This is a genomic window from Sphingomonas sp. BL-S-25 (assembly GCF_055521555.1).
In genome coordinates this window covers 2919082-2944916 of the sequence record NZ_CM145486.1, presented here as the reverse complement: position 1 = coordinate 2944916, position 25835 = coordinate 2919082, and the positions used below count along the sequence as shown (strand labels likewise).

Annotated in this window: 22 protein-coding genes; 19 read left to right on the top strand and 3 right to left on the bottom strand. The window is 67.6% G+C overall.

What is annotated here, in order from left to right:
• The first annotated feature begins 2 nt into the window (after window positions 1–2).
• The 3 genes from ACZ1H8_RS14155 to ACZ1H8_RS14145 all read left to right on the top strand — a co-directional run bounded on the left by ACZ1H8_RS14155 (window position 3) and on the right by ACZ1H8_RS14145 (window position 3450).
• Window positions 3–1115, top strand: a complete 1113-nt coding sequence (locus tag ACZ1H8_RS14155) for a BaiN/RdsA family NAD(P)/FAD-dependent oxidoreductase (RefSeq protein ID WP_465181401.1) — start codon at window positions 3–5, stop codon at window positions 1113–1115.
• A 125-nt stretch (window positions 1116–1240) separates the two neighbouring features.
• Complete coding sequence (locus ACZ1H8_RS14150; RefSeq protein ID WP_465177816.1) at window positions 1241–3001, top strand: DEAD/DEAH box helicase; 1761 nt, start codon at window positions 1241–1243, stop codon at window positions 2999–3001.
• A gap of 2 nt (window positions 3002–3003) precedes the next feature.
• Window positions 3004–3450, top strand: a complete 447-nt coding sequence (locus tag ACZ1H8_RS14145) for a YaiI/YqxD family protein (RefSeq protein ID WP_465181400.1) — start codon at window positions 3004–3006, stop codon at window positions 3448–3450.
• 36 nt (window positions 3451–3486) lie between these two features.
• On the opposite strand, the gene ACZ1H8_RS14140 is transcribed toward ACZ1H8_RS14145, so the two are convergent.
• Window positions 3487–4695, bottom strand: a complete 1209-nt coding sequence (locus ACZ1H8_RS14140; RefSeq protein ID WP_465177815.1) for a DUF418 domain-containing protein — start codon at window positions 4693–4695, stop codon at window positions 3487–3489.
• 145 nt (window positions 4696–4840) lie between these two features.
• On the opposite strand from ACZ1H8_RS14140, the gene ACZ1H8_RS14135 reads away from it, so the two are divergent.
• The 9 genes from ACZ1H8_RS14135 to queA all read left to right on the top strand — a co-directional run bounded on the left by ACZ1H8_RS14135 (window position 4841) and on the right by queA (window position 12947).
• Window positions 4841–6523 (top strand): GGDEF domain-containing protein, encoded by a 1683-nt coding sequence (locus ACZ1H8_RS14135; RefSeq protein WP_465177814.1) that lies wholly within the window; start codon window positions 4841–4843, stop codon window positions 6521–6523.
• Between the two features lie 105 nt (window positions 6524–6628).
• A complete protein-coding gene (locus tag ACZ1H8_RS14130) occupies window positions 6629–6811 on the top strand; it encodes a hypothetical protein (RefSeq protein ID WP_465177813.1) in 183 nt (60 codons plus the stop codon).
• A 41-nt stretch (window positions 6812–6852) separates the two neighbouring features.
• Window positions 6853–8529 (top strand): long-chain-fatty-acid--CoA ligase, encoded by a 1677-nt coding sequence (locus tag ACZ1H8_RS14125; protein ID WP_465177812.1) that lies wholly within the window; start codon window positions 6853–6855, stop codon window positions 8527–8529.
• A gap of 61 nt (window positions 8530–8590) precedes the next feature.
• Window positions 8591–8836 carry an exodeoxyribonuclease VII small subunit gene (locus ACZ1H8_RS14120; protein WP_110152387.1) on the top strand — a complete coding sequence of 82 codons (246 nt, stop codon included), beginning with the start codon at window positions 8591–8593 and terminating at the stop codon, window positions 8834–8836.
• An 11-nt stretch (window positions 8837–8847) separates the two neighbouring features.
• On the top strand, window positions 8848–9747 hold the full coding sequence (locus ACZ1H8_RS14115) for a polyprenyl synthetase family protein (RefSeq protein ID WP_465177811.1): 900 nt from the start codon (window positions 8848–8850) through the stop codon (window positions 9745–9747).
• Window positions 9744–10418, top strand: a complete 675-nt coding sequence (locus ACZ1H8_RS14110; RefSeq protein WP_465177809.1) for a GH25 family lysozyme — start codon at window positions 9744–9746, stop codon at window positions 10416–10418. The genes ACZ1H8_RS14115 and ACZ1H8_RS14110 overlap by 4 nt, the downstream gene beginning before the upstream one ends.
• A gap of 74 nt (window positions 10419–10492) precedes the next feature.
• A complete protein-coding gene (gene coaD, locus ACZ1H8_RS14105) occupies window positions 10493–10999 on the top strand; it encodes a pantetheine-phosphate adenylyltransferase (protein WP_465177808.1) in 507 nt (168 codons plus the stop codon).
• Between the two features lie 78 nt (window positions 11000–11077).
• Window positions 11078–11902 (top strand): peptidylprolyl isomerase, encoded by an 825-nt coding sequence (locus ACZ1H8_RS14100; protein ID WP_465177807.1) that lies wholly within the window; start codon window positions 11078–11080, stop codon window positions 11900–11902.
• A gap of 19 nt (window positions 11903–11921) precedes the next feature.
• Window positions 11922–12947, top strand: a complete 1026-nt coding sequence (gene queA / locus ACZ1H8_RS14095; RefSeq protein WP_465177806.1) for a tRNA preQ1(34) S-adenosylmethionine ribosyltransferase-isomerase QueA — start codon at window positions 11922–11924, stop codon at window positions 12945–12947.
• Window positions 12948–12962: 15 nt separating this feature from the next.
• On the opposite strand, the gene ACZ1H8_RS14090 is transcribed toward queA, so the two are convergent.
• Entirely contained in the window at window positions 12963–13853 is an 891-nt protein-coding gene (locus tag ACZ1H8_RS14090; protein WP_465181399.1) for a LysR family transcriptional regulator, read from the bottom strand.
• Between the two features lie 112 nt (window positions 13854–13965).
• On the opposite strand from ACZ1H8_RS14090, the gene ACZ1H8_RS14085 reads away from it, so the two are divergent.
• Window positions 13966–14439 carry an AtaL-like protein gene (locus tag ACZ1H8_RS14085; RefSeq protein WP_465177805.1) on the top strand — a complete coding sequence of 158 codons (474 nt, stop codon included), beginning with the start codon at window positions 13966–13968 and terminating at the stop codon, window positions 14437–14439.
• Between the two features lie 39 nt (window positions 14440–14478).
• A complete protein-coding gene (locus tag ACZ1H8_RS14080) occupies window positions 14479–15546 on the top strand; it encodes an alkene reductase (protein WP_465177804.1) in 1068 nt (355 codons plus the stop codon).
• 42 nt (window positions 15547–15588) lie between these two features.
• Here ACZ1H8_RS14080 and ACZ1H8_RS14075 read toward each other — a convergent pair whose 3' ends face one another.
• Complete coding sequence (locus tag ACZ1H8_RS14075; protein ID WP_465177803.1) at window positions 15589–16224, bottom strand: hypothetical protein; 636 nt, start codon at window positions 16222–16224, stop codon at window positions 15589–15591.
• A gap of 127 nt (window positions 16225–16351) precedes the next feature.
• Between ACZ1H8_RS14075 and ACZ1H8_RS14070 the strand changes: the two genes are divergently transcribed.
• The 5 genes from ACZ1H8_RS14070 to ACZ1H8_RS14050 all read left to right on the top strand — a co-directional run bounded on the left by ACZ1H8_RS14070 (window position 16352) and on the right by ACZ1H8_RS14050 (window position 25808).
• Window positions 16352–18391, top strand: a complete 2040-nt coding sequence (locus tag ACZ1H8_RS14070) for an amidohydrolase family protein (protein WP_465177802.1) — start codon at window positions 16352–16354, stop codon at window positions 18389–18391.
• A 36-nt stretch (window positions 18392–18427) separates the two neighbouring features.
• Window positions 18428–19381, top strand: coding sequence for a hydrogen peroxide-inducible genes activator (locus tag ACZ1H8_RS14065; protein WP_465177801.1), 954 nt, complete (start codon window positions 18428–18430; stop codon window positions 19379–19381).
• A gap of 125 nt (window positions 19382–19506) precedes the next feature.
• Window positions 19507–20244 (top strand): carbonic anhydrase, encoded by a 738-nt coding sequence (locus tag ACZ1H8_RS14060; protein ID WP_465177799.1) that lies wholly within the window; start codon window positions 19507–19509, stop codon window positions 20242–20244.
• A 16-nt stretch (window positions 20245–20260) separates the two neighbouring features.
• Complete coding sequence (locus ACZ1H8_RS14055) at window positions 20261–20941, top strand: DUF2490 domain-containing protein (protein ID WP_465177798.1); 681 nt, start codon at window positions 20261–20263, stop codon at window positions 20939–20941.
• A gap of 277 nt (window positions 20942–21218) precedes the next feature.
• Window positions 21219–25808 (top strand): autotransporter, encoded by a 4590-nt coding sequence (locus ACZ1H8_RS14050; protein WP_465177797.1) that lies wholly within the window; start codon window positions 21219–21221, stop codon window positions 25806–25808.
• Window positions 25809–25835: the final 27 nt, after the last annotated feature.

The window sequence follows — 25835 nt, the reverse complement described above, 5'->3', positions numbered from 1 at the left end:
TGATGTGCGCGGCGATCGCCGGCCAGCGCGGGCGGCGGGTGCTGCTGCTCGATCATGCCGACCGGGTAGGGAAGAAGATCCTGATCTCGGGTGGCGGGCGGTGCAACTTCACCAATATCGGCACCGCGCCCGATCGCTACCTGTCGCAGAACCCGCATTTCGCCAAGTCCGCGCTCAGCCGCTACACCGCACAGGACTTTCTCGACCTGGTCGAGCGCCACCGCATCGCCTGGCATGAAAAGACGCTGGGCCAGCTGTTCTGCGACGGATCGGCGCGGCAGGTCGTCGACATGCTGCTCGATGAGTGCGAGCGCGGATCGGTCGAGATCGTCACCGGGCGTTCGGTTGGCGAGATCGATCATGCCGATGGCCGGTTCCGCGTCGGCGATGCACAGGCACGGTCGCTGGTCATCGCCACCGGCGGGCCGTCGATCCCGAAGATGGGGGCAACCGGCTTCGCCTATGATCTCGCCCGCCGCTTCGGCCTGAAGGTCGTCGAGCCGCGCCCGGCGCTGGTCCCGCTGACGCTCAGCGGCGAGGAGGCGCTGTTCCGCGATCTCTCCGGCGTGTCGACCGACGTCGTCGCCGCCGCCGGCAAGGCGCGCTTCCGCGAGGCGGCGCTGTTCACCCATCGCGGCCTGTCCGGCCCCGCGATCCTCCAGGTGTCGAGCTATTGGCGACACGGCGAACCGATCGCCATCGACTTCCTCCCCGCTGCGGCACCGGGCTGGCTGATCGCCGCAAAGAAGGCCCGCCCGCGCACGACACTGCGCAAGCTGCTTGACGAAGCGCTGCCGGGCCGGCTGGCCGAGACGCTGGCCGATCGCTTAGGTCTGGCACAGGAACTCGCCAACAGCCCGGACCGCGCGCTGGCCGAGGCCGAGAAGCGCCTCGCCGCCTGGGCCTTCCGCCCCAATGGCACCGAGGGCTTCGCCAAGGCCGAGGTCACCGTCGGCGGCATCGACACCGCGGGGCTCAGCTCGCAGACGATGGAGGCCCGCAAGGTTCCCGGTCTCTACGCGATCGGCGAAGCGGTCGACGTGACCGGCTGGCTCGGCGGCTACAATTTCCAATGGGCCTGGGCCAGCGGCGTCGCCGCGGGTCAGGCGGTGTAACCTCCAAAAGCACCCTCTCCTCCCCAGGAGCCTGCGGCTCCGGGGGAGGAAACGGGGTCGCTGCGTGCCCTAAGGGAAAGTTCAGTCTTGCCCTTGCGCCTTCATGCGCCCATGTGGGCGGTTCCATGACATTCGAGTCCCTCCCCGCGCTTCTCGGCGAAGCGCTATCCGCGCGCGGCTATTCCGCGCCCACCCCCGTCCAGGCCGCCGTGCTCGAGCCCGAGGCAGTGGGCCGCGACCTCATCGTGTCCGCGCAGACGGGCTCCGGCAAGACCGTCGCCTTCGGCCTGGCCATGGCCGCCGAGCTGCTGCAGGGCGACCGCGTCGAGCCCAGCCGCGAGCCGCTGGCGCTGATCATCGCGCCGACCCGCGAACTGGCGCTGCAGGTCAGTCGCGAGCTGATGTGGCTGTACGGCAATGCCGGTGCGCGCATCGCGACCTGCGTCGGCGGGATGGACGCGTCGAAGGAGCGCCGCAACCTGAGCCACGGTGCGCATATCGTCGTCGGCACGCCGGGCCGCCTTCGCGACCATCTCGAGCGCGGCGCGCTCGACCTGTCGGCGCTGCGCGTCGCCGTGCTCGACGAAGCCGACGAGATGCTCGACATGGGCTTCCGCGAGGATCTGGAAGAGATTCTCGACGCGACCCCGTCCGAGCGCCGCACCCTGTTGTTCTCGGCAACGATGCCCAAGCCGATCGTCGCGCTTGCCCGCCGCTATCAGCGCGACGCACTGCGCATCTCGACCGTCGGCGAGGATCGCGGGCATGGCGACATCTCGTACCAGGCGGTGCCGGTCAGCCCGTCGGACATCGAGCATGTCGTGATCAACCTGCTGCGCTTCCACGAGGCGGAGACCGCGATCCTGTTCTGCGCCACGCGCGACAATGTCCGCCGGTTGCACGCGACGCTGGTCGAGCGCGGCTTTGCCGCGGTCGCCCTGTCGGGCGAGCATTCTCAGTCCGAGCGCAACCATGCGCTCCAGGCGCTGCGCGACCGCCGCGCCCGCGTCTGCGTCGCCACCGACGTGGCGGCCCGCGGCATCGATCTGCCGACGCTCAGCCTGGTGGTCCATGTCGAGCTGCCGCGCGATGCCGAGACGCTTCAGCACCGTTCGGGCCGCACCGGCCGCGCGGGCAAGAAGGGCACCGCCGTCCTGATCGTCCCCTATCCGCGGCGCCGCCGCGTCGAGCAGGTGCTGCGCGGCGCGCGCATCGCGTTCGAATGGATCGACCCGCCCACGCCGGAGACGATCCGCGCGCAGGACCGCGAGCGGCTGCTGACCACGTTGCTCGAGCCGATCGAGTATGACGAGGAAGATCGCGCACTGGGTGAGCGCCTGCTCGCCGAGCGCAGCCCCGAGGAGATCGCGGCAGCGCTGGTCCATTCCTATCGCGGCAAGCTGCCCGAGCCCGAGGAATTGCTCGAGCGCTCGCATTCGGACAATCGCGAAGAGCGCCAGTCGCTCCACCGCCCCGGCTTCGACCAGGTCAGCTGGTTCCGGATGGACATCGGCCGTCGCCAGAATGCCGATCCGCGCTGGATCCTGCCGCTGCTGTGCCGCCGCGGCCACATCACGAAGAACGAGATCGGCGCGATCCGCATCGGCCCCAGCGAGACCTATTTCCAGGTCCCGACCGCGATCGCCGCAAAGTTCAGCGCTGCGCTGCTGCGTACTGCGGACGAACATGGCGAGGACGAGAATGGCGTCCGCATCGAGCCGTCGGCCACCGGCCCCGGCGAGGATGGCGGCCGCCCGCAGCGCAACGGACCGAACCGGCCGAGCGGCAATCACCGGCCGCATCGCCCGTCCGGCCCCAGCCGCCCGGCCGGCGGCCCGCCGCGCCACCATGCCAAGCCGTTTCGCAAGGGTCCGCGCCCCCAGTGAGCCTGCGCGTCCTGGTCGATGCCGACGCCTGTCCGGTGAAGGAAGAGATCTACAAGGTCGCCTGGCGCCATGAGGTGCCCGTGACCCTGGTCGCGAACAGCTGGCTGCGAATCCCGCAGCATCCGCTGCTCGACCGGGTGACGGTCAGCGACGGGTTCGACGCGGCGGACGACTGGATCGCCGAGCAGTCGAGCCCGGACGCAGTGGTGATCACCGCGGACATCCTGCTGGCGGATCGCGCGCTGAAGGCCGGGGCGACGGTGCTCGCTCCCACCGGCAAGCCGTTCACCGCCAATTCGATCGGCAGCGCCATCGCGACGCGCGCGATCATGGCTGACCTGCGCGCCGGCGGCGAGCAACTGGGCGGCCCCGCTCCCTTCTCGAAGACCGACCGGTCGAGCTTCCTGCAGGCGCTCGACCGGACTCTGGTAGCGCTCAAGCGCCGCTGAGCGCGTCAGCCAAGGGCTCGCTACCGATAGCGGCGCTCAGGCAACCGCGGGCTTTTTCCGGAACGGCACCTTCCAGCTCGTATAGGTCGCCGCGCGCCACAGCCACTCGATCGGGCCGTACTGGAACCGAGCGAGCCACCATTTCGCGAGCAGGATCTGCGCGATGATCGCGGTGATGCCGACCCAGAAGCGGGTCGCCGCGTCCCAATCGTCATGCACGCCCAGGCCGAAGCCGTAGAAGACCGGCACGAAGACCGCCGACTGGGCGATGTAGAAGGTCAGCGTCAGCCGGCCCATCGGCGCGAAGACGCTCAGCAGACGCCGGCCCCAGCCCTGCCACAGGGCGATCAGCAGCAGCGCCCAGACGGCGGTCGCGGCCAGATCGAGCCAGACGCCGGTCAGCGTCCACAAGGCCCGCTGCGCGCCGGGATTATAGCCCATCGAGCCAGCCAGCAGGCGCAGCGGCTCGCGTGCGAAATACAATGCCAGCGTCAGTGCGACCGCCGCCGCCAACGCGATCGCCCGCCCCTTCCAGAAAGCGCCGGGCCGCTCGAAGAAGCCGATCCGACCCAGCACCATTCCGAGCAGGTAGAGGCCGAAGATCTGCGGCAGGCGGCCATATTCGATGAAGAACAGGAATTTCGGCACCTGGCCGGGCCACAGATTGACCCTGAGCACATCGAGCCATGTGCCCGAAATATAGACCGGCATCCCGGGATCGACCGACGACCCGGCCGCCTGATTGGCCCAGGCGGCACCGGCATTGGCGGCAAGGAACTGGACGATCAGCGTGGGCCCGAGGAAACAGAAGACCGCGAGCGCGATCAGCAGGCGGTTGTTCTTCACCCGGTGCGCCAGCAGCAGCAGGAAGCCCATCCCGGCCAGCACCATGATGATGTCGCCGCGATAGATCAGCCCGTGGAGATAGCCGATCCCGGCCAGCACCAGCAGCCGCCAGGCGAAGCGGCGAGTGAAGTCGACCCCGCGTTTGGCCGCCCGGTCCATGAGGATGAAGAAGCTGAACCCGAAGCACAGTGCCAGCAGGGTGAACGACTTGCCCATCAACAACAGATAGACCGCATCGACCAGCCGGCTCTTGTCGGGATGCGCCCAGTACAGCTCGTAGCTTTCCACCATATGGACGAGGAACAGCCCCGCCAGCGCGAATCCGCGCAGCACGTCGACCACGTCCAGCCGCGTGCTCGCGACCTGCGGAGTCACCGCCTGCTTTTCGCCATCCGTCATGCCTGCTCCCGAAACTGCTGCCGGCGCTTTAGACGGATGCGGCGCGATAACAAAACCCCCCGAAGCGTGCGGTCATCCTGCGATTTTCTGCAGTAACCAGCCCGATTTAACCCGATGTTACGATTGGTGCGCTAGCACCCCTGCCATGGGAGTCCGACTGATCCTGGCGATTGGCGCCTGGCTGTTCTGCGCCGGACTGCTGACGGCCGCGCCGGCAGCGGCGCAGCGGAACTCGGGGGAGGCGCTCCAGGTCTGCGTCCTGCGCGACAGCGGCGGGATGGATCCCGCCATACTGATCCGCCAGCCGGCGCGGTTCGACTGCGACACGCAGCAGCATCTGCTGGGGGCAGGCGACTTCTGGGTCATCAGCGAGGACATCGGCAACCGCACGCGCGCCGGCCAGCCGCTCGCCATTCGCTGGGCGAGCCTGTGGCAGTCGGGGATCGACATCCACCTGCTTCATGACGGCGGGCGGGTGACGACCGTCCGCAGCGACCGCCGCGGCATTGCGCCATGGCTTCAGCTGGGTGCGATCGCGGAACATGCGCTGGGTGACCCGGCGGCGCCGGTCACCCGCATTTTGTGGCATGTGCGCGGCGCGGCCAATATGCGCGGGATCATCCTCGGCCCGCGGCTCGCGACTCAGGCACAGAGTGTCCGAGCGAACCTGCTGATGGCGACGCTCTATGCCGGGTTCATGGGACTGTGCCTGGCCCTGCTGGTGTATAATCTGGCGCTGTGGGCCGCGATGCGGCACCGGTTCCAGCTCTGGTACAGCGCGATGACAGCCGGGCTGCTGGGCTATTGCGTGACCTCCTCCGGTGCGCTTGTCTGGCTGTTGCCCGACATCGCCAACAATGATCGAATCCGACTGAATTATCTGCTGCTGGGGGCGCTGGGCGCCGCCGCGATCATGTTCGCCCGAACCTTCTTCGAAAGCCGCATCTATCGCGGCTGGCTAGGCCGGACGGCAGAGGTGGTCGCGGCGCTGATGGCTGGGGCCGGAGTGATGTTCCTGCTGGCGCCGGAGGTGACGATCAGGATCGCGGACCAGATCTTCACCTGCGTGTTCACGGGGCTCGCGCTCGTCGTCCTGCCGACCCTCTGGCGGGCGTGGCGGTCGCGCAGCAACTATCTCTGGCTGTTCGCCATCGCCTGGGGCGCGCCGATCATCGCCGCGATCCTGCGCATGCTCGGCAACCTCCATCTGATCCCGTGGAGCTTCTGGCTCGACAATTCGACGATCTTCGCGATGGCAGCCGAGGCCCTGCTCTCCAGCGTTGCCATCGCCTACCGCATCCGCCTGCTCAGCCGCGAGCGCGACCGCGCGAGGGAGGGTGAGGAATATGCCCGTCGCCTGGCCGATATCGACCCGCTGACCGGACTGCTCAACCGCCGCGCGTTTCTGGAGCAGGCGATCGGCCGCCCGGGCGAACAGGTGCTGCAGATCGCCGATCTCGACCATTTCAAGCGGGTCAATGACACGCTGGGCCATGACGGCGGCGACGAGGTGCTGCGCGTCTTCGCCCGGCTGCTGCGCAATGCCGTCCCGACCGGCGCGCTGGTGGCGCGGATGGGGGGCGAGGAGTTCGCGATCCTCGCCAGCCCCGACGAAAAGGTCGAGGCTGAGACGATCCTTGCCCGCCTGCGCAGCACCCGCATGCCGTTCGGCGTCCGGGTCACCGCCAGCATCGGCACCTGCAGCGGTCCCTTGCAAACCGAGGCGGAGTGGAAGTCGCTCTATCGCGGTGCCGACCGCGCGCTGTTCGAGGCCAAATCGGCCGGACGCGACCGGGTCCGCGATGCCGCAAATCGCAAGGCGGCATAGTCGGCTTTGTTACGATCGCGCAATTTCGGACGGGTTGGTGCCTTGCGGGATAGCCTGCACAGGCGTATGCAACTTGCCATGGAAAGGGGCCGTCGAAAGTTCATCGTGATCGCGGTCGCCGCAGCGTTCCTGCTCGCGGCATGGTCCGCACCGTCCCATCAGGCGCGCATCGAAATCCTGACGCACGACCGTCAGGACGCGAACCCGCACAAGATGCAGGCTGCGGTCAACATCGGCATGATCGGCTTCTCCTTCCTCTATACCTGGACTTCGAAGCTCGGTCGCTGATCGACTTGCGGCCCCTGCCGTCGTTGCTTACACCTGTGTAAATGAGCGACCCCGAAACGGCCTGGCGCACCGCCTATCTCCACCCCGGTCCCTGGGACCAGGTCCTTCCGCCGCTGTCGATGGTCGACCTGTTCGAAGCCAGCGCCACCGCCCATCCCGATGCGCCGCTGCTCGATTTCCTGGGTCGCAAATACAGCTATGGCGAGACGATGGACGGGGCGAACCGCGTCGCCTGCGGCCTGAAGGCGATGGGCTATGGCCCGGGCGACCGGATCGGCCTGTTCCTCCCCAACGTCCCGCATTATGTCGCTGCCTATTACGGCATCCTGAAACTGGGCGCGACGGTGGTGAACTTCTCGCCGCTCTACACGGTCGACGAGCTGTCGCAGCAGGTGGCCGATTCGGGCACGAAGCTGCTCTTCACCATCTCGGCCACCGCCCTCCTCCCGACCGCGCTCGCGGTGCTGGAAAAGAGCCATCTCGAACGGCTTGTCGTCGGATCGGTCGCGGGGGCGCTGCCGACGGCCAAGTCGCTCTTCTACCGCCTGTTCCGCGGCAGCGAGGTGGCGCCGCGCCCGGCCGATCCGCGCATCTCGGCCTTCTCGGAGCTGATCCGCAACGACGGCCTCTGCGACTCGCCTGCGCTCGATCCCGAGCGTGACCTGGCGCTGATCCAATATACCGGCGGCACCACCGGCACGCCCAAGGGAGCGATGCTGACGCACCAGAATCTGTCGGCCAATGCCCGCCAGGTCGCCCGGCTCGATCCCGGCGCCGGCGAGGGCGTCGACCGGATCATGGGCGTGCTGCCCTTCTTCCACGTCTTCGCCAATACCTGCGTGCTGAACCGCACCGTCGTGACCGGCGGCGAGATCGTGATGCTGCCGCGCTTCAACGCCAAGCAGACGCTGGCCGCGCTGCGCCGCACCCGCCCGACCGCCCTTCCCGGCGTACCGACCATGTACCAGGCGCTGCTCGACACGCCGGGCATGGCCCGCGCCGATTTCCAGTCAGTCCGCTTCTGCATTTCGGGTGGCGCCCCGCTGGCGGCAGAACTCAAGGCGCGATTCGAGGATGCGACCGGCGCGCGCCTGGTCGAGGGCTATGGCCTGTCCGAAAGCTCGGGCGTGGTGTCGTGCAATCCCTATGAGGCGCTGAACAAGCCCGGTACGATCGGCCAGCCGATCCGGTCGACCCGCGTCCGTCTGGTCGACAAGGAGGATCCGACCCGCCCGGTGCCGCCGGGCGAGCCCGGCGAGCTGGTCGTGTCCGGCCCGCAGATCATGAAGGGCTATTGGAACCGACCCGATGCCGATGCCAAGGTGTTCGTCGACGATCATTGGCTGCGCACCGGCGACGTCGCGACGATCGACGAGGACGGTTTCATCCGCATCGTCGACCGGCTGAAGGACATGATCGCCGTCGGCGGCTTCAAGGTCTTCCCCAGCCAGATCGAGGCGGTGCTCTACCATCACCCGGCGGTGAAGGAGGCGCTCGTGATCGGCATTCCCGATCCCTATCATGGCGAGATGCCGCGGGCCTATGTCACGCTGCACGAGGATGCCACCGACACCGGCGAGGCGATCCGCGCCTGGCTCAATCCGCAACTCGGCAAGCATGAGCGGGTCGACGAGGTGGTGGTGCGCCTCAGCCTGCCCAAGACGATGATCGGCAAGCTGAGCCGCAAGGATCTGGTCGCCGAGGTCCTGCCCGCCTGAAACGGTCCATTAATGCGTCACCCGGTTGCAATCCCCCGCCCCGCTGCCGCATAGCGGCGCCATGGCAGAGGACGCGCAGATCGCCGGGCTTTCCTTCGAGGAAGCCCTGAAGGAACTCGAACGAATCGTGAGCCGCCTCGAAAGCGGCGAGGCGGCGCTGCAGGAGGCGATCGACCTGTACGAGCGCGGCGACCAGCTGCGCCGCAAATGTGCCGAGCGGCTCGACGCGGCCCAGGCGCGGATCGAGGCGATCCGCCTCGATTCCGAAGGGCGCCCCGCCGCCACCCAGCCCTTCTCCGCCGGTTGAGAGGCACCGCCATGGCCGAAGCAAGTCCCGCCCTGCTCACCGCGCTGCGGGAGGTTTCGGAGGAGATCGATCGCGAGTTCGACGCGCTGCTGCCGGTACCCGGCGACGCGCGCGCTAACCTGTACAAGGCGATGCGCCACGCGGCGATCGGCGGCGGCAAGCGGCTGCGCCCGTTGCTGGTGTCCGCGACCGCGCGGCTGTTCGGGGTCGATCGCGTGTGCATCGCCCGCACCGGAACCGCGATCGAGGCGATCCATGTCTATTCGCTTATCCATGACGACCTGCCGGCGATGGACGATGACGACATGCGCCGTGGCAAGCCGACCGTACACCGCGTCTTTGACGAGGCGACGGCGATCCTCGCCGGCGACTGCCTGCACGCGCTGGCGTTCGAGATCCTGGCCGAGGAGGAGACGCATGGCGACCCGTTCGTCCGCGTCGAGCTGATCGGTGCGCTCGCCCATGCCTCCGGCCCGTCCGGCATGGCCGGCGGCCAGATGATGGACCTGGAGGCGGAGAAGTCGAGCTTCGACCTGGCCACCGTCACCCGGCTTCAGGCGATGAAGACCGGCGCGCTGATCGCCTGCGCCGTCGAGATGGGCGCGATCCTCGGCCGGGTTCCGGTCGAGGGGCGTACGGGCCTGCGCGGCTATGCCCGCGATGTCGGCCTCGCCTTCCAGATCGCCGACGACCTGCTCGACGCCGAGGGTGACGAGGCGCTGGCGGGCAAGAAGCTGCGCAAGGACGGCGATGCCGGCAAGGAGACCTTCCTCAGCCTGCTGGGCGTCGACCGCGCCCGCGAACAGGCGCATCTGCTGGTCGACCAGGCGATCGAGCATCTCCACCCCTATGGTCCCGAAGCCGATGTGCTGCGCGACATCGCCCGCTATACGCTGGCGCGCGACAAGTGACCCCCCGGCGCGCCGTAGTCGGCGCGCTGGTCCTAGCCCTGCTCGGCGTGGCGATCTGGCAATGGGCCATATCCTGGCGGCCGAGCCCGAGCCTCTATCCGCGCCAGGGAATTGACGTCTCGCACCATCAGGGCGCGATCGACTGGGTCGCGGTCGCCGAGAGCGACCAGGTCCAGTTCGCCTATATCAAGGCGAGCGAAGGCAGCGACCATCGCGACCGCCGCTTCCTCGGCAACTGGGCGGCGGCCGGCGAGGCCGAGATCGCGCGCGGCGCCTATCATTTCTTCACCCTGTGCAGCCCGGGGGACACCCAGGCCGCCAACTTCATCGCCGCCGTGCCGAAGACGCCCGCCATGCTGCCGCCCGCGATCGACCTGGAGTTCGGCGGCAATTGCGCCGGCCGCCCCACGCCGGACGCGTTCCTGGTCGAGCTGATGGTCTTCATCCGCGCGGTCGAGGCGCATTATGGCCAGCGCGTCATCCTGTACCTGACGCGCGAGTTCGACGCAGGCTACCGCGTCAGCGCCCGGATCCCGCGCAAGCTGTGGCTGCGCGGCATCTTCTTCGAGCCCGACTGGGCCGCGCGCCCCTGGACCATGTGGCAGGCATCCAGCTTTCGCCGCGTGCCCGGCATCAGCGGCCGGGTGGACTGGAACGCGGCGCGCCCCTGACACGCCGTGCTTGACTCGGCGCCTTCGCAGCCGCAGCAATGCCGCCGTCGCGAGTGGCGGGGAGAGGCAGGCGAATGACCACGCGTATCGGTGTGTATCCGGGCACCTTCGATCCGATCACCCTGGGCCATATGGACATCATCCGGCGCGGCGCGAAGCTGGTCGACCGGCTGGTGATCGGGGTCACCACCAATCCGTCCAAGTCACCGATGTTCTCAGTCGAGGAGCGGATGGCGATGGTCGTGCGGGAGACTGCCGAGCTGGCCGGGCGGATCGAGGTGGTCAGCTTCGATTCGCTGCTGATGGACTTTGCCGAGCGCCAGGGCGCCAGCATGATCGTGCGCGGCCTGCGCGCGGTCGCCGATTTCGAATATGAGTATCAGATGGCGGGCATGAACCAGCAGCTGAACGACCGGATCGAGACGGTCTTCCTGATGGCCGACGTCTCGCTCCAGCCGATCGCCAGCCGCTTGGTCAAGGAAATCGCCGTCTATGGCGGCGACATCCGCAAGTTCGTCAGCCCCGAGGTGAAGGCCGACGTGGTCCGCCGTGTGGCGGAAACCGGACGCAAGGGCAGCTGAGCCACGCCGGCGGGCTTTGACCTGCCACAATCTTGCACTAGACCTGCGCGCGCACCCGATCTGGGAACTGGAGAGTCGATGCGTTTCGTTGCCACGATGGCCGCCATGGCCGTGATGTTCACTGCCCTGCCTGCCACCGCCCAGCAGGAGCCGGCCCCCGCGCCGGCCCAGACCGCACCGGCGGAACCTGCACCGGCTCAGCCCGCACCGACTCAACCCGCTCCGGCACCTGCGCCCACCCCGGCACCTGCGCCTGCCGCAGCGCCTCAAGCCGCCCCCGCGGCCGCGGCACCGGCCAAGCCTGCCGAGCCCGAGATCCGCACCGTGCCGATCGTCGTGCCCGCCGATCCCGAGAATACCTGGGTGCTCGACCTGTCGACCGGCGGCCGCGTGCTGGTCCGCCTGCGCCCCGATGCCGCGCCCCAGATGGTCGAGCGGATCAAGACGTTGACCCGTCGCGGTTTCTACAACAACACCATCTTCCACCGCGTGATCGACGCGCCGGAAAGCATGGCGCAGGGCGGTGACCCGCGCGGCAACGGCACCGGCGGCTCCGAGCTGCCGAACCTGCCCGCCGAGTTCAACAACCTGCCCCATGTCCGCGGCTCGGTCTCGGCTGCACGTGCGCAGGATCCGAACAGCGCGAACAGCCAGTTTTTCATCATGTTCGGCCCGCGCCTGGGCTTCGACCGCAACTATACCGTGTTCGGCCGCGTGGTCGGCGGCATGGAATGGGTCGACAAGATCGAGCGCGGCGAGCCGCCGGCGAACCCGAGCCGGATCGTCCACGCCTATATCCAGTCGGACAATCCCCCCGCCTATCAGAATGCGGCGCCGGCCCCGATGCAGCTGCCCGCGGGCGAGACCCCGGTAGTCCTGCCCGAGACTGCCCCGCGCAAGTGACGCGCGGGGGCATCGCCCCATGAACGTAGATCTGTTCGATTTCGACCTCCCGCCCGAGCGGATCGCGTTGCGGCCGGCAAGCCCGCGCGACTCCGCGCGGCTGCTGGTGCTGCACGGCGACGAGACGCGCGACGCGACCGTCGCCGACCTGCCCAAGCTGCTCCGCGCGGGCGACCTGCTGGTGTTCAACGACACCCGGGTCATTCCCGCCCAGCTCGAGGGGCGCCGCGGCGAGGCGAAGATCGGCGCGACGCTGCACAAGCGCGAGGGGCCGCGCCGCTGGCGCGCCTTCATCCGCAACGCCAAGCGGTTGCGCGACGGCGACACGATCGATTTCGGCCAGGGCGTCACCGCGACCGCGGGCGACCGCGCCGAGGATGGAAGCTTCGCGCTCGACTTTGCCGGCGACGAGCCGGTCGAGCTGCTGCTGGAGCGCTGTGGCCGGATGCCGCTGCCGCCCTATATCGCCTCGAAACGCCCGACCGACGCGCGCGACGCCGACGATTATCAGACGATGTTCGCCGACGAGCCCGGGGCGGTCGCCGCGCCGACGGCGGCGCTGCACTTCACGCCCGACCTGATCACCGCGCTCGACGCCGCCGGGATCGGCCATGCGACGCTGACGCTCCATGTCGGCGCAGGCACCTTCCTGCCGGTCAAGGCCGAGGATACAGACGAACACCGGATGCATGCCGAATGGGGCCGCATCGATGCGGCCACCGCCGACCGCCTCAATGCGGTGCGCGCCGCGGGCGGACGGGTCATCGCGGTCGGCACCACCAGCCTGCGCCTGATCGAGAGCGCCGCCGGCGAGGACGATGTGATCCGCCCGTTCGAGGGCGACACCTCGATCTTCATCACCCCCGGCTATCGCTTCAAGGGGATTGACGGACTCATCACCAACTTCCACCTGCCGCGCTCGACCCTGTTCATGCTGGTGTCGGCGCTGATGGGACTGGAGCGGATGCAGGCGGCCTATGCCCATGCGATCGCCGACGGCTATCGCTTCTATTCCTATGGCGATGGGTCACTGCTGCTGCCGTGACCGGCCGAACGACGCTCATCGCCCGATAAACGCCGCCAGTTCCTCGGGCGCGCCGGTCGGGAACGCCTGTTTCAGATGATCGAGGAACGCCGACACGCGCGCGCTCAGCAGCCTGCGCGAGGGATAAAGCGCCCATAAAGCGATATCCGGCGCATCGACATCGCCCCAGCGGATCAGCGTCCCCTCGGCCAGATCGCGGCTGACGAGCGACACCGGCAGCCGCGCCGCACCCACCCCGGTCCGGACGGCATCGCGCACCATGACCAGCGACGCCAGCCCCAGCACCGGCTCGACTGCGATCGAAGACGCGCCGTGTTCGCCGCGGATGGTCCAAACGGCGCGATCGAGGCCTGACCGCACCACCGCCGGGACAGTCGCTCCCTCCGCAGGTCGCGGCAGATCCGGACTGGCCACGACCACCAGCCGGTCGTGCAGGAAGGCGCGGCCGACCAGGCTTTCATCCGGATCGGGATTGACCCGGATCACTAGGTCATAGCCCTCCTCGACCATATCGACCGCGCGATCCTCGTTGGTGACCTCGAGCCGGACCTCGGGATAGCGGGCAGCGAACAGCGCCGCGATCTTGCCCATCGCGATCTGCGAGAAGAGCAGCGGGGCGCTGATCCGCAGCCGTCCGCGCGGGTTTTCGCCGCCCGAGGCGATCGCCGCCGCAGCTTCCTCCAGCTCGACGAGCAGGCGACCGGCGCGCTCGAACAATGCCCGCCCCTCCTCGGTCAGCCTGAGCGCCCGCCCGCCGCGCTCGAACAGCCTCAGCCCAAGGCTGGCCTCGAGTTCGGCGACCCGGCGCGACAGCGTCGCCTTCGGCCGGCCGGCCTCGCGCGAGGCGCGGCCAAAGCCACCATGGCGGGCGACGAGGGTAAAATCGGCAAGCGCGAGCAGATCCATGTGTTCCACCAGTGAGACAGTGCGTCCATATCTAGCGGCTTCCGGGCCGGATGTGGATCGCTCATTTTGCTCTGGACGGGCCCGATGCCCGCCCCAGCAAAGGACCAAGGACATGATCTATTCGACCGCCACCGTCGCCGTGAATCCCGAAGGCCAGACCCCGCTGACTCGCGAGCAGGTGTGGCGAGGTCTGGAGTTGAAGGCACGCGACGCGCGCCTGTTTCTCCCGGCTGGCCTGTGCACCCGCTGCGACGTGACCGAAGAGAGCGCGACCCATTTCGTGCGCGAGGCAACGATCGCCGGCGCCGATCTGCGCGAGATCATCACGCTCGAACGGGCACGCAGGGTCACCTTCTTCCAGGCGACGGGCCCGCGTGAGGGCGCGATCGTCAACGAGCTGTTCGAGGATGCAACAGGCGAGCTTCAGCTGCGCTTCTACTGCTATCTCGGCCTGCGCGACAAACTGCCCGGTGGGCCGGAGGAGCAGGCCGAACAGGCGCAGTTCGACGGCGACACCGGCTACCGCGCCGCCCTGCTCTCGACGCTTGCCCGCACCCGCGACCTGCTCGCCCAGGGCCGGCTGTAACCGCCGGCCCCTTCACCACATCCCATCAGGAGACATGACATGACCGACCTCTGGTCCCCCATCACCGTCGGCGCCATGCGCCTGCCGCATCGTCTGGCGATGGCGCCGATGACCCGCAGCCGCGCAAAGCCCGACGGCGCGCCCGGCGACCTCGCGCCGCTCTATTACCGCCAGCGCGCCACCATGGGCCTGCTGATCAGCGAGGGCACCCAGCCCTCGGACGATGGACAAGGCTATCTGGCCACGCCGGGCATCTACACCGATGCCCATGTCGCCGGCTGGCGCAGGGTTGCCGACGCCGTCCACGATGCGGGCGGGCATCTGTTCATCCAGTTGATGCATGTCGGTCGCCTCTCCCACCCCGACAACACGCCGCTTCATCGCGAGCCGGTTGCGCCATCGGCAATCGCGCCGGGCGTCGACATGTTCACCATGAACGGCATGCAGCCGATCCCCGAGCCACGCGCGCTGACGACTGCGGAGGTCGAAGCGACGATCTTGGACTTTGCCCATGCCGCCCGGCGCGCGGTCGAGGCGGGCGCCGACGGCGTCGAGGTGCATGGCGCCAATGGCTATCTGGTTCACCAGTTCCTCTCACCCGACGCTAATCATCGCACCGACGCCTATGGCGGATCGATGGAGGGACGCGCGCGGTTCGCGATCGAAGTGGTGCGCGCCATCGCCGATGCGATCGGCCCCGAGCGGACCGCCATCCGCCTGTCGCCGGGCCTGCCCACCAACGGCATCGCGGAAGGGGAGGCGAATGACGATCTCTATCGCCACCTGGCGACCGAGCTGGGGCGGATGGGGCTGGCCTATCTCCACCTGCTTCACGCCCGAAGCGACGCGCTGCTCGCCGATCTTCGCGCGCGGTTCGGCGGAGTCGTGATCGTCAATCGCCCGGGGCGGCAACGCGAGGACATCGGCTCCGATGTCGCCGCGGGACGCGCGGATATCGAGGCGCTGGGCGTGATGGCGCTGGCGAACCCGGATCTGGTCGACCGTCTGAAGACCGGCGCGCCGCTGAACGAGGTCAGGCCTGCCCTGTTCTATGCCGGGGGCGGCGCCGAAGGTTATACCGACTATCCGGATCTTGACGCGGCTTGATCACGCGCGGGTGGGTTGCTCCCACCCGCTGCCTTGCGTCAGCTACCAGGGAAGCGCCGGTTCCGGCAGGCGCGGCCCGGTGGGCTCGGCGGCATTCGGCCCGGCCCAAACCGGCGGCTGCACCGCGTGCGGGTCCTGACCGGAAACCGAAGCCGGCCGCAGCGACGACCAGTAATCCTTGGCGATCAGGTCGAGCGCATTATAGGCGACCCATGACGACGGCACCTGCCCGCGGCACAGAAGCTGCCACGCAGTCGTCGCCAGCGAGGGATCGGGCGCACCGGTGGGTGGGCGATAGGGGAGCCAGTAAGGTGCCAGGTCCGGCTGAAGCTCCACCCGGTCGATCGCGGCGAAGACGCCCTGCTCGTACAGGCGCAGACGTCCGCCGGCGCAATCCAACGCGATCCTCTGCACCCTGCCCAGTTTGAACCCGGTCTCGGTGAACTCCGGGGTCGGGCTGAACTCCCATACCCGGATCGACCGTGTACCGCCTTCCTCGCTCATGCTTTCCATGTCGAAGGCGATCGCGCCTTCGGCCCGCGCGCCGACCGCATAGTAGCGCACCGGCTCAGCGTCGCGGCCACGGGATTGCGCCGGCAGGGCGCCGACCGGCATCGACAGCGCCAGCACCCCGAGCAGGCGGGGAAGTTGCAGGGAGCCAAGCGCCGACAATGCCATGGATGCAGAGATGACATGGCCGGTTTGGCCGCGCAATCACCCCCTTGCAGCAAGCCACCCGCTATTGCTCGTTGCGCGGCGGCAACTGTCTTGCCAAGGTGGGTCACCTCTTCAGGGATGGACCGCCATGCGCCGACTCTTTCTCGCCGTCCTGCTCGCTGCCACCGCCCCCGTCGCCGCCCTTGCCCAGACGCCCAAGGAACAGCTGATGACCGCGCCCGCCGGTGCGCGCCATTACACGATCAGCTCGACCGCGGGGAAACATGGCGATGTCTGGTCCTGGACGCTGCCCGACGGTCGCATCGCCTATCGCATGTCGATGTCGCTGCGCGGCTGGGTGACCGAGACCGACCAGGTGACGACGCTGGACGCTCAGAAGCGCCCCGTGGCGATCGCGATCCGCGGCTTCACTGATGCCGGCGGCGCCGATGAACAGTTCAGCGTGGACGCAAACGGCATCGGCCGGTGGAAGACGTCGGTCGACGCCGGCTCCGCGCCGATCGCGGGCAAGCGCTACAACAGCTATGGCGGCCCCTGGCTGGCGGGCGAGAAGGACGTCGAGGCGCTGGTCGCCGCCGGCCCGGCGGGGATCGATCTGCTCCCCACCGGCCATGCCAGCCTGACCATCGGCAAGTCGGTGCAGATCGATGGGCCCGCGGGCAAGAAGACGGTCAAGCTGGCCTTCATCACCGGCTATGGCTTCTCGCCCTCCCCGGTGTGGCTCGACGAGAATAACCGCTTCTTCGGCAACGTCGGCGGCATCTCGCTGCTGCCCGAAGGCTATGAGCCGGTCGGCCCGAAGCTGAAGGACATCCAGGAACAGGCGACGGCGGACATGACGCGCGATATCGCGCACCGCTTCCTCAGCCCGGCCAACCGGACGCCGACGCTGATCGACAATGTCCTGCTCTTCGATTCGGTTGCCGGGACCTATCTGCCCGACCGCGCGGTGCTCATCGCCGACGGCAAGGTCGTCTCGGTCGGGGCCGCCGGCTCGCTGAAGGCGCCGGCCGGTGCGACGGTCGTCGATGGCCGCGGCAAGACGCTCCTCCCCGGCCTGTGGGATGCGCACCAGCATGTCGGCGACGACTGGAACCTGCTCCAGAACCTCGCCACCGGCATGACCAATTATCGCAGCCCCGGCTCGATGATCGACGAGGCACAGAGCATCCTGAAGCGCCGTGCCGCGGGTGACCTGCTCGCCCCCGACGGCAGGATCTCGGTGATCGTCGACCGAAAGGATCCGCTCGCCGCGCAGGGCGCGCTGACCGTCTCGTCCGAGGCCGAGGCGATCGAGGCGGTCCGCAAGGTGAAGGCGGCGGGCATGTGGGGCGTGAAATTCTACACCTCGATGAATCCCGCCTGGATCGCTCCCGCGGCGGCGGAAGCGCACAAGCTGGGCCTGTGGGTGCACGGCCATGTCCCCGCGGGCATGCGGCCGCTCGATGCGGTCCGCGCGGGCTATGACGAGGTCACCCATATCAACTTCATCATGATGCAGGCGATGCCGCAGTCGGTGGTCGACAAGGCGAACACCGCCGCGCGGCTGGAAGGACCGGCGCGCTACGGCAAGGATGTCGACCTGGATTCGCCCGAGCTGAAGGCATTCTATGCCGAGCTTGCCAAGCGCGGCACCGTGATCGACCCGACGCTGACCGTATGGGAACCGCTGATGACCTCGGACGGTACGGCGTTGCCGCCCGAATATGCGCCCTTTGCCGAGATCGCGCCGCCCTCGGTCGCGCGTGGGTGGAAGGTCTCGGGCTATCCGCTGTCCGAAGGGCTGACGCGCGAGGATTATCGCAAGAGCTTTCGCAAGATGGTCGATCTCGTCGGACGGCTGCACAAGGCGGGCGTACGGATCGTCGCGGGCACTGATGGCTATGGCCTCGAACTGGTGCGCGAACTCGAACTCTATCAGCAAGCCGGGCTGACCAATGAAGAGGCGCTGCAGACCGCGACGATCATCCCCGCGCGCATCACCGGCATGGACGGCGTCGCCGGCTCGATCGCGCCCGGCAAGAATGCCGACATCATCCTGGTCGACGGCGACGTGTCGAAGGACATCACCCGCCTGCGCCAGGTCGATCTCGTGTTCCTCGACGGCTATCGACTGAAGGGCGCGGAACTGCGTACCGCCAGCGGGCTGAGCGGGATGCCGAAGTAACCCGACGCTCAATTCGTCCGGGATCGGGCAGACGGTATGACGACGCTTCGCCAACTTCATTATCTCGTGACGCTGGCCGATGCGAAATCCTTCGTCGAGGCCGCGCGCATCGCCAACGTCTCGCAACCGACGCTCAGCCAGCAGATCAAGTCGCTCGAACAGCGGCTCGGCGTCACTCTGCTCGAACGCTCGACCTCCGGCGCGGTGCTTACGCCGATCGGGCGCACCATCGTCTCCAGGGCGCGGGCGGTGCTGGGCCAGGTGCGCGACATCGAATCGCTCGCGAAGAGCGCGACCGCCGGGCTGACGGGTACGCTGCGGCTGGGGACGACGCCGACGCTCGGGCCCTATCTGCTTTCGCCGATCATCGCCGATCTCCACCGATCGGCACCGGGACTGCGCCTCTATGTCCAGGAAGGCATTCCGGACACACAGGCGCTGGCCCTGTCGCGCGGCGATCTCGACATGATGCTTGGCCCGATGCCGATCGCCGGCGACGATCTGGAGATCGAGCCGCTGATGCGCGAGCCGCTCTATCTGGTGTCGGCGGTCGACGACATGCTGGCGACCGGCAGGCCGGTCACGCCTGCCGCGCTGGAAGGCCGCGCGTTGCTGTCGCTCGATCCCAGGCACAATCTCCACCGCCAGACTGTCATGATCGCGACGCGCTACGGCATGTCGCTGATGCCCGATTATGAGGGGACCAGCCTCGACAGCCTGCACCAGATGGTCGCGAGCGGACTGGGCCTCAGTGTGCTGCCGGCGCTGTACCTCGCCTCCGATGTCGGCGGATCGGCGGGGCTTGCGATCCTCGATGTGGTCGGATGGCGCGAACATCGATCGATCGCGCTTGCGCGTCGGCGGGGGTCGAGCATCGAGGCAGCCTTCGGCGTCATCGCCGAACAGCTGATCGGATCCGCGCGGCGCCTGCTTGGGCCCTCATCGCAACCCGCCTCCCCGCCCGACACCTCCCGCTCGACCTCGCCATAGTCTCAGCCTATGGCGGCACCGGGCGCCTTTCGATTGGGCGGGGCCGGTCGCCCCGCCTATCTCCGAACCACGACGCCGACCCCGATATCCGGGCGATCGGCGGGTCGCATAAGGAGACAAGAACGATGCTCGACAAATCGCTCTCGCGCCGCACACTGGTTGGCGGCGCCCTGACCGCAGCCGCGATCGGCGTAGCGCCTGCCGGGGCTCAGGACGCCGGCGGCGCCAAACAGGCGCTGGCGCCGGTCAAGGATGGCAAGTCGGCCCTTACCCCCGATCAGGCGCTCGAGTTGCTGATCCAGGGGAACCGCGCGTTTCTCCGGGACGAGCTTCCCGCTGTCGACCTCAGCCCGCGTCGCCGGCTTGATCTGGCCAAGGCCCAGGCACCGTTCGTCGCCTATATCTCCTGTTCGGACAGCCGCGTGCCGCCGGAACTGCTGTTCGGCCGAGGGCTCGGCGAGCTGTTCATCATCCGCAACGCCGGCAACACCATGGATTTGGTCGCGCAGGGCTCGCTCGAATTCGCGGTCGCCAAGCTCGGCGTGCCGCTGGTCGTCGTGATGGGTCACGAAAGCTGCGGCGCGGTCGAGGCGGCAATGGCGGTGGTGCGCGACAATGCCCGCTTCCCCGGCGCGATCGATCGCATGATCGAACCGATCGTGCCGGCGGTGCTCGAGGCACGCGGTCGCCCGGGCGATCCCGTCGCCAACGCGGTCAAGGCCAACGTGTCCCGCGTCGTGCGCACGCTTCGCACCGGCAGCGACATGCTGATGATGAAGCCCCAGGCAGAGGGCAAGCTGAAGGTGATCGGTGCTTATTACGAACTCGCCACCGGCCATGTCGACTTTTTCGACCGGCCCTGAATTGTTGAGAGGTTCCATGTTTCGAATTGCCGTCGGCACCCTTGCTCTGAGCTGCGCCAGCGCCGCCCCCGCCTTCGCCTCCGACGAAGACGAGCAGATCTGGGCCTCGGTCACCGCGACTGTCGCGGTGTCGGAGACGGTCGACGCTACGCTGGAGGTCCATGGCCGCCAGACCGACGACGTGTCGCGACTGGGCCAGGTCCTCGTCCGGCCCAGCCTGACACTGAAGCTCGGCAACGGCTGGTCCGCCGCGGTCGGCTATGCCTATGCTCATACCCGCTTTGCCGGCACGGCCGCCAATGACGAGCACCGCGCCTGGCAGCAAATCGCCTATAGCTTTCGCCAGGATCCGGAGACCGGCCTGGCGGTGACCGGCCGGACGCGCATGGAACAGCGCTTCCGGCCGGATGCGAGCGGCACCGGCTGGCGCCTGCGCCAGCAGCTTCGCGCGCAAATTCCCTTCTCGTCGGCGACCAAGGTCCGTGCGGTGATCTGGAACGAGACGTTCGTCGGATTGAACACGACCGAATGGGATCGACACCCGGGCGTCGATCAGGTGCGCACCTTCCTCGGCATCAGCGTGCCCGTCGCCAAGGGCATCACCGCGGAGCCCGGCTATCTCAACCAGACGATCTTCCGGATCGGCCCCGACCGGATCAACCATATTCTCGCGGTCAATCTGTTCGCCCGTTTCTGACTGGGACCAGCCCGCCGGCGAATAACTTCACCAGCGGCTGTGTCATCGCTGGTCTCTCAGGAGATAAAAAATCTGACACCGTTAATTTTCCATTTGGAAATCATTTTGGGTATATCGGCGCGACAAACTCGCCTGAAACCGCGCTCGTTTCGTCATCGACATGACATCATCGACGGCGAAAATTACGTAGGTTACCGGACTTGCCAAATCCACGCTGGTTGACGCGCGCCTGAGTTCGCGGTTTACCCCTGCAACGTATAAGTAACAGGGGCTTTTCATGACCAAATTGGCAAAGACTGGTGGCGGCGTATCGCGTCGTCTGCTTTCCGGCACTGCACTGGCAAGTGCCGCGGCCTGCGCACTGATTGCAACTCCGGCGTCTGCCCAGGAAGAATGCGGTCCCACGACCGAGGGAACGGTGACCTGCACCGCTGCAGACAATCCCTATCCCAATGGCATCTTCTATTCGTCGCCGGCCGTCGATCCGCTGCAGGATCCGGGCCTCGATCCCGACGCCCCGGTCTATGATCTGACGGTCAACCTGGGAACCGGCGTAGCGATCGATACGGGCGCGATCAATCCGGGCGTGGCCCTGATCGGCTTCAACGATGGCGCGGTAACGCTCAATTCGTTCGGCGATACCTCGATTACCGTCACCGGCACCGGCGCGCAGGGCGTGCTGGGCCTCACAAATTACGGCGACCTGACGATCAACACCGACAGCATCACGGCAACGGGCCGCGCGTCGGGCGGGATCAACGCCAACTCGAATCAGGGCAACATCACGATCGATGCCGACACGACGACGGTCACCGGCAACGGCTCGGCCGGGATCAGCGCCAATTCCTTTACCGGGAATGTCGACGTCACCGCGGGCACGGTGACCGCAGACGGTCTCGCGTCCAGCGGCATCGTCGCCTATTCGAACCAAGGCGATGTCACGATCAACGCCGGCACGGTCGCGACCACTGCTGATGGCGGCTATATCGGTATCAATTCCGCCGCGATCGAAGCAGTTTCGGTTCAGGGCACGACCAATGTCACGGTGGACTCGGTGTCGACGACCGGCGTCTATGCCGCCGGGATTAGCGCGTATTCCGGCGTGTCCGCCAACGTGACTGCCGACACGATCAGCACAACGGGTTACGCATCCTATGGCGCCATCGTGCAATCGCGCGGCGACGCCTCGCTGACCGTCGGCTCGATCTCTACTGCCGGCGATTATAGTACAGGCGCGTTCGTGCAGACGCTGAACGGGACCGCCAGCCTCACGTCCACGGGTTCGATAACGACGACCGGAGACAACTCCATTGGCGTATTCGTCGACAGCATCGCCGGCGACGCGACGGTAGTCGTGAACGACGTATCGACCACGGGCGACAATTCGACGGCCGTCTATGCCGATGGCGACATCGTCGACGTCACCATCAATGGCGACGTGTCGACCCAGGGTCTCGCATCATTTGGCGTCGACGCATTCGGGACCGACACGGTCACGGTTACGAACAACGGCACCATCACCACGGCCGGGGACGGCAGCATCGGTGTCCTGGTCACCGGCGTCAATGGCGCGGTGGTCGACGGTTCCGGGTCGGTCAGCACCAGCGGCGACAATGCGCGCGGCATCTCGATCCGCTCGGTGTTCGGCGATGCCGACGTCACCGTCGGCGATGTGACGACAACCGGCGCGAATTCGGCGGCGGTCGTCGCGACCAGCGATTTCGGCAATGTCTCGGTCACCAACACCGGGGCAATCGATACGTCCGGCGACGCGTCCGCCGGAATTCGGGCCGTGGCGTTCACCGGGAATGCGGCCGTCGCCAATAACGGAACGGTCACCACCACCGGCCTCGGCAGCACCGGCATCTATGCCGGTGCCTATGGCGACGTGACGGTAACGGGCGCCGGCTCGGTCGCGTCCAGCGGCGTCAGCATCGAAGCCTACAGCGTCGCGGGCAGCATCGACATCACCCATGGCGATATCGCCACGACCGAGGACGGTGCCTCGGGGATCGTCGCCGAGACGGGCAATTACAATTACGCCGCGGGGAACATCACGATCGATGTCGGCGACATCACCACGACCGGAGACAATGCCGACGGCATCAATGCCTCCGCGCTCAGCGGCGGTACGATCGACATCACTCACGGCGCGATCACGACCAGCGGGACCAACGCGTTCGGCGTCTTCGCCATTGGCGTCGACGACGTCAGCATCAGCGGAACCTCGGCCACTACGACGGGTGAAGACGCAGCAGGCGTCTATGGCGTCAGCCTGCTCGGCGACGTCACCATCGATGTCGGCACCGTCAGCACCGCTGGTGAATATGCGCCCGGCGTCGTCGGCGCCGCAGTGCTCGGCGGCGACGTCTCGATCACTGCGGGCACCATCACCACCACGGGCGACACATCGAAGGGTGCCTATGGCCTGTCACAATATGGCAGCACTGACATCACCGTCGGTAACGTCACCACCAGCGGCGACTATTCGATCGGCGTCGACGCCTATGCCTATTATGGCGCGTCGGTCACGGTGAACGGCACCGTCGCCACCAGCGGCGACTATGCTCCGGGCGTGAACGTCTATGCGGTCGGCCTCGGCGGGACCGACGTCGACAATAACGCGACCGTCGTCAACAACGGGGCGATCCGCACCAGCGGCATCGAATCCAACGGCATCACCGCCGAGGCGGCGTTTGGCGACGTCGTGATCAGCGGGACCGGGTCGGTCGCGACGACCGGCGACTTCTCTACCGGAATCCTGGCGCGCAGCACCTATGGCGCGGTCGACATCACCGCGGGCACCGTGACCACCACGGGCATTGCATCGGGGATCGACGCCTATGCCAGCGGCGGCGTTTCGGTCACCGTCGACACCGTCCGCACGGCGGGCGCGGATTCGAACGCGATCAACGCCGGCGGTTTCTACAGCGTCGACGTGACCGCGAACACGGTCTCGACCACGGGCGCCTCGGCCAACGGCATCGACGCGGTCAGCTTCGGCGGCGACGTCACCGTGGCAGCCGGCTCGGTGCTGGTCAGCGGCACCGACTCGACCGCGATCCGCGCACTCGGCTTTGGTGGCGGCACCAATGTCTCGGTCAGCGGCGCGGTTCGTTCGACCAGCGGCACCGCGATCGACATCCGCGCGGCGGGTGCCGGCGGTGCTGGCGGACCGGCGGTCGGGGATCCTGCCAATGACGGCATTGCCCGTGTGCTGGTCGGTGCCAATGGCTCGGTCCAGGGCGGCACCAACGCCATCACCACCGATGCGCTCAACGGGACGCAGATCACCAATCGCGGATCGATCATCGGCGGATCCGGCTATGCCATCGAGGCGAGCGGCGGCGCTGCCACGATCACCAACATCGGCAGCATCACCGGCCGGCTGTTGCTGACCGACAATGCCGATACGCTGACCAATTCGGGCATTTTCACCCTGATCGGCAACAGCGACTTCGGCGGCGGCAACGACCTGCTGACCAACAGCGGCACGGTCCGCTTCGGCAGCGCCGCGGGCGCGCAGGACATCACACTGCTCGGGCTGGAAAGCTTTGCCAACTCGGGTCTGGTCGATCTGCGCAACGGCGTCGCGGGCGACCGCCTCACGCTGGCTGCCTATACGGGCAGCGGCCCTGCCGCGCTCGGCCTGGACATCGCCTTCGGTGCCACGCCGACGGTCGATCGTCTGAACGTCACCACGGCGACGGGCAGCACGTCTGTGGTGCTCAATGCGGTCAACGGCCCGGCAACGCTGATCCCCACCACCACGCTGGTCCAGGCAAGTGCCGCATCGTCGGCGACTGCCTTCACCCTGTCGGCCGGATCGCAGTTCAACGGGCTGATCCAATATGACCTGGTCTATAACCCGACCAGCTTCGCCTATCAGCTGATCAGCGCACCGAACGCGACCGTCTATCGCCAGGCCAAGCTCGGCGAGGGCATCTCCACGCTGTGGAACCGCTCGGCGGATGCGATCACCGCGCATCTTGCCGCCGATCGTGACTCGGGCTGGGGCGCACCGACGGCCGACTCTGCGGGCCGCATCTGGCTCCAGATGTTCGGCGAAGTGAACAAGCGGGACGAGACGCGCAGCTTCGGCTTCGACGGCCTGGCCCAGAACGATGTCGACCTGGGGTATAAGCAGGACGTGTTCGGCGGCCAGATCGGCTTCGACCTGTATGGCACGCGCAGCGACACCGGCGGCTTCACCGTCGGCGTGTCAGGCGGCTATGCCAGCTCGGTCATGCACTTCGCGGGCAATGACCGGTTCCAGATCGATGCGGTCAACGGCACGCTGTACGCCGGATTCCGTGCCGGCGGCCTGTTCCTCAACGGCCTGGCCAAGTACGACTATGCCTGGATCAAGAACCGCGGCAACGCACCGGTTTCGACGTTCAACCTGGAAACCAAGGCGCAGACCTGGGGCGGCAAGGTCGAAGCGGGCTTCCGCTTCGGATCGAACAGCTTCTTCATCGAGCCGGCGGCCAGCATCGCCTATACCAGCACCGACATGGACCGGTATGGCGTGTATGGCGGCACCTTCGACTTTGACGACTTCACCGGCCTGCGCGGCAAGGCAGGCGCCCGGATCGGCGGCTCCACGCCGGTCGGCTCCTCCACGCTGGTCTTCTATGCCGGCGCGGCGGCGGTGCACGAGTTCAAGGGCGAGGACGGCCTTCTGTTCAGCAGTGGCGGCCAGACCGTCCGCCTGACCAACGACCGCCTGGGCACCTATGGCCAAGGCACGCTGGGCCTGAACATCGTCACCAGCAGCGGCGTCACCGGCTTCATCGAAGCGCATGGCGAGTATAATGACGAGTATAGCGGTGGCGGCGGTCGCGCCGGCATCCGCATCAAGTTCTGACCTTTGCACCTTTGGGGCCCTGCCCCT

Bases quoted from the DNA above. Each gene is read 5' to 3' on its own strand.
- ACZ1H8_RS14075 (WP_465177803.1), bottom strand. From the start codon at position 16,224: ATGGCATTGTCGGCGCTTGGCTCCCTGCAACTTCCCCGCCTGCTCGGG.
- ACZ1H8_RS14125 (WP_465177812.1), top strand. From the start codon at position 6,853: ATGAGCGACCCCGAAACGGCCTGGCGCACCGCCTATCTCCACCCCGGT.
- ACZ1H8_RS14065 (WP_465177801.1), top strand. From the start codon at position 18,428: ATGACGACGCTTCGCCAACTTCATTATCTCGTGACGCTGGCCGATGCG.
- ACZ1H8_RS14155 (WP_465181401.1), top strand. From the start codon at position 3: ATGTGCGCGGCGATCGCCGGCCAGCGCGGGCGGCGGGTGCTGCTGCTC.
- ACZ1H8_RS14085 (WP_465177805.1), top strand. From the start codon at position 13,966: ATGATCTATTCGACCGCCACCGTCGCCGTGAATCCCGAAGGCCAGACC.
- ACZ1H8_RS14055 (WP_465177798.1), top strand. From the start codon at position 20,261: ATGTTTCGAATTGCCGTCGGCACCCTTGCTCTGAGCTGCGCCAGCGCC.
- ACZ1H8_RS14115 (WP_465177811.1), top strand. From the start codon at position 8,848: ATGGCCGAAGCAAGTCCCGCCCTGCTCACCGCGCTGCGGGAGGTTTCG.
- coaD (WP_465177808.1), top strand. From the start codon at position 10,493: ATGACCACGCGTATCGGTGTGTATCCGGGCACCTTCGATCCGATCACC.
- ACZ1H8_RS14050 (WP_465177797.1), top strand. From the start codon at position 21,219: ATGACCAAATTGGCAAAGACTGGTGGCGGCGTATCGCGTCGTCTGCTT.
- ACZ1H8_RS14060 (WP_465177799.1), top strand. From the start codon at position 19,507: ATGCTCGACAAATCGCTCTCGCGCCGCACACTGGTTGGCGGCGCCCTG.
- queA (WP_465177806.1), top strand. From the start codon at position 11,922: ATGAACGTAGATCTGTTCGATTTCGACCTCCCGCCCGAGCGGATCGCG.
- ACZ1H8_RS14100 (WP_465177807.1), top strand. From the start codon at position 11,078: ATGCGTTTCGTTGCCACGATGGCCGCCATGGCCGTGATGTTCACTGCC.
- ACZ1H8_RS14150 (WP_465177816.1), top strand. From the start codon at position 1,241: ATGACATTCGAGTCCCTCCCCGCGCTTCTCGGCGAAGCGCTATCCGCG.
- ACZ1H8_RS14080 (WP_465177804.1), top strand. From the start codon at position 14,479: ATGACCGACCTCTGGTCCCCCATCACCGTCGGCGCCATGCGCCTGCCG.
- ACZ1H8_RS14090 (WP_465181399.1), bottom strand. From the start codon at position 13,853: ATGGATCTGCTCGCGCTTGCCGATTTTACCCTCGTCGCCCGCCATGGT.
- ACZ1H8_RS14140 (WP_465177815.1), bottom strand. From the start codon at position 4,695: ATGACGGATGGCGAAAAGCAGGCGGTGACTCCGCAGGTCGCGAGCACG.
- ACZ1H8_RS14070 (WP_465177802.1), top strand. From the start codon at position 16,352: ATGCGCCGACTCTTTCTCGCCGTCCTGCTCGCTGCCACCGCCCCCGTC.
- ACZ1H8_RS14120 (WP_110152387.1), top strand. From the start codon at position 8,591: ATGGCAGAGGACGCGCAGATCGCCGGGCTTTCCTTCGAGGAAGCCCTG.
- ACZ1H8_RS14135 (WP_465177814.1), top strand. From the start codon at position 4,841: ATGGGAGTCCGACTGATCCTGGCGATTGGCGCCTGGCTGTTCTGCGCC.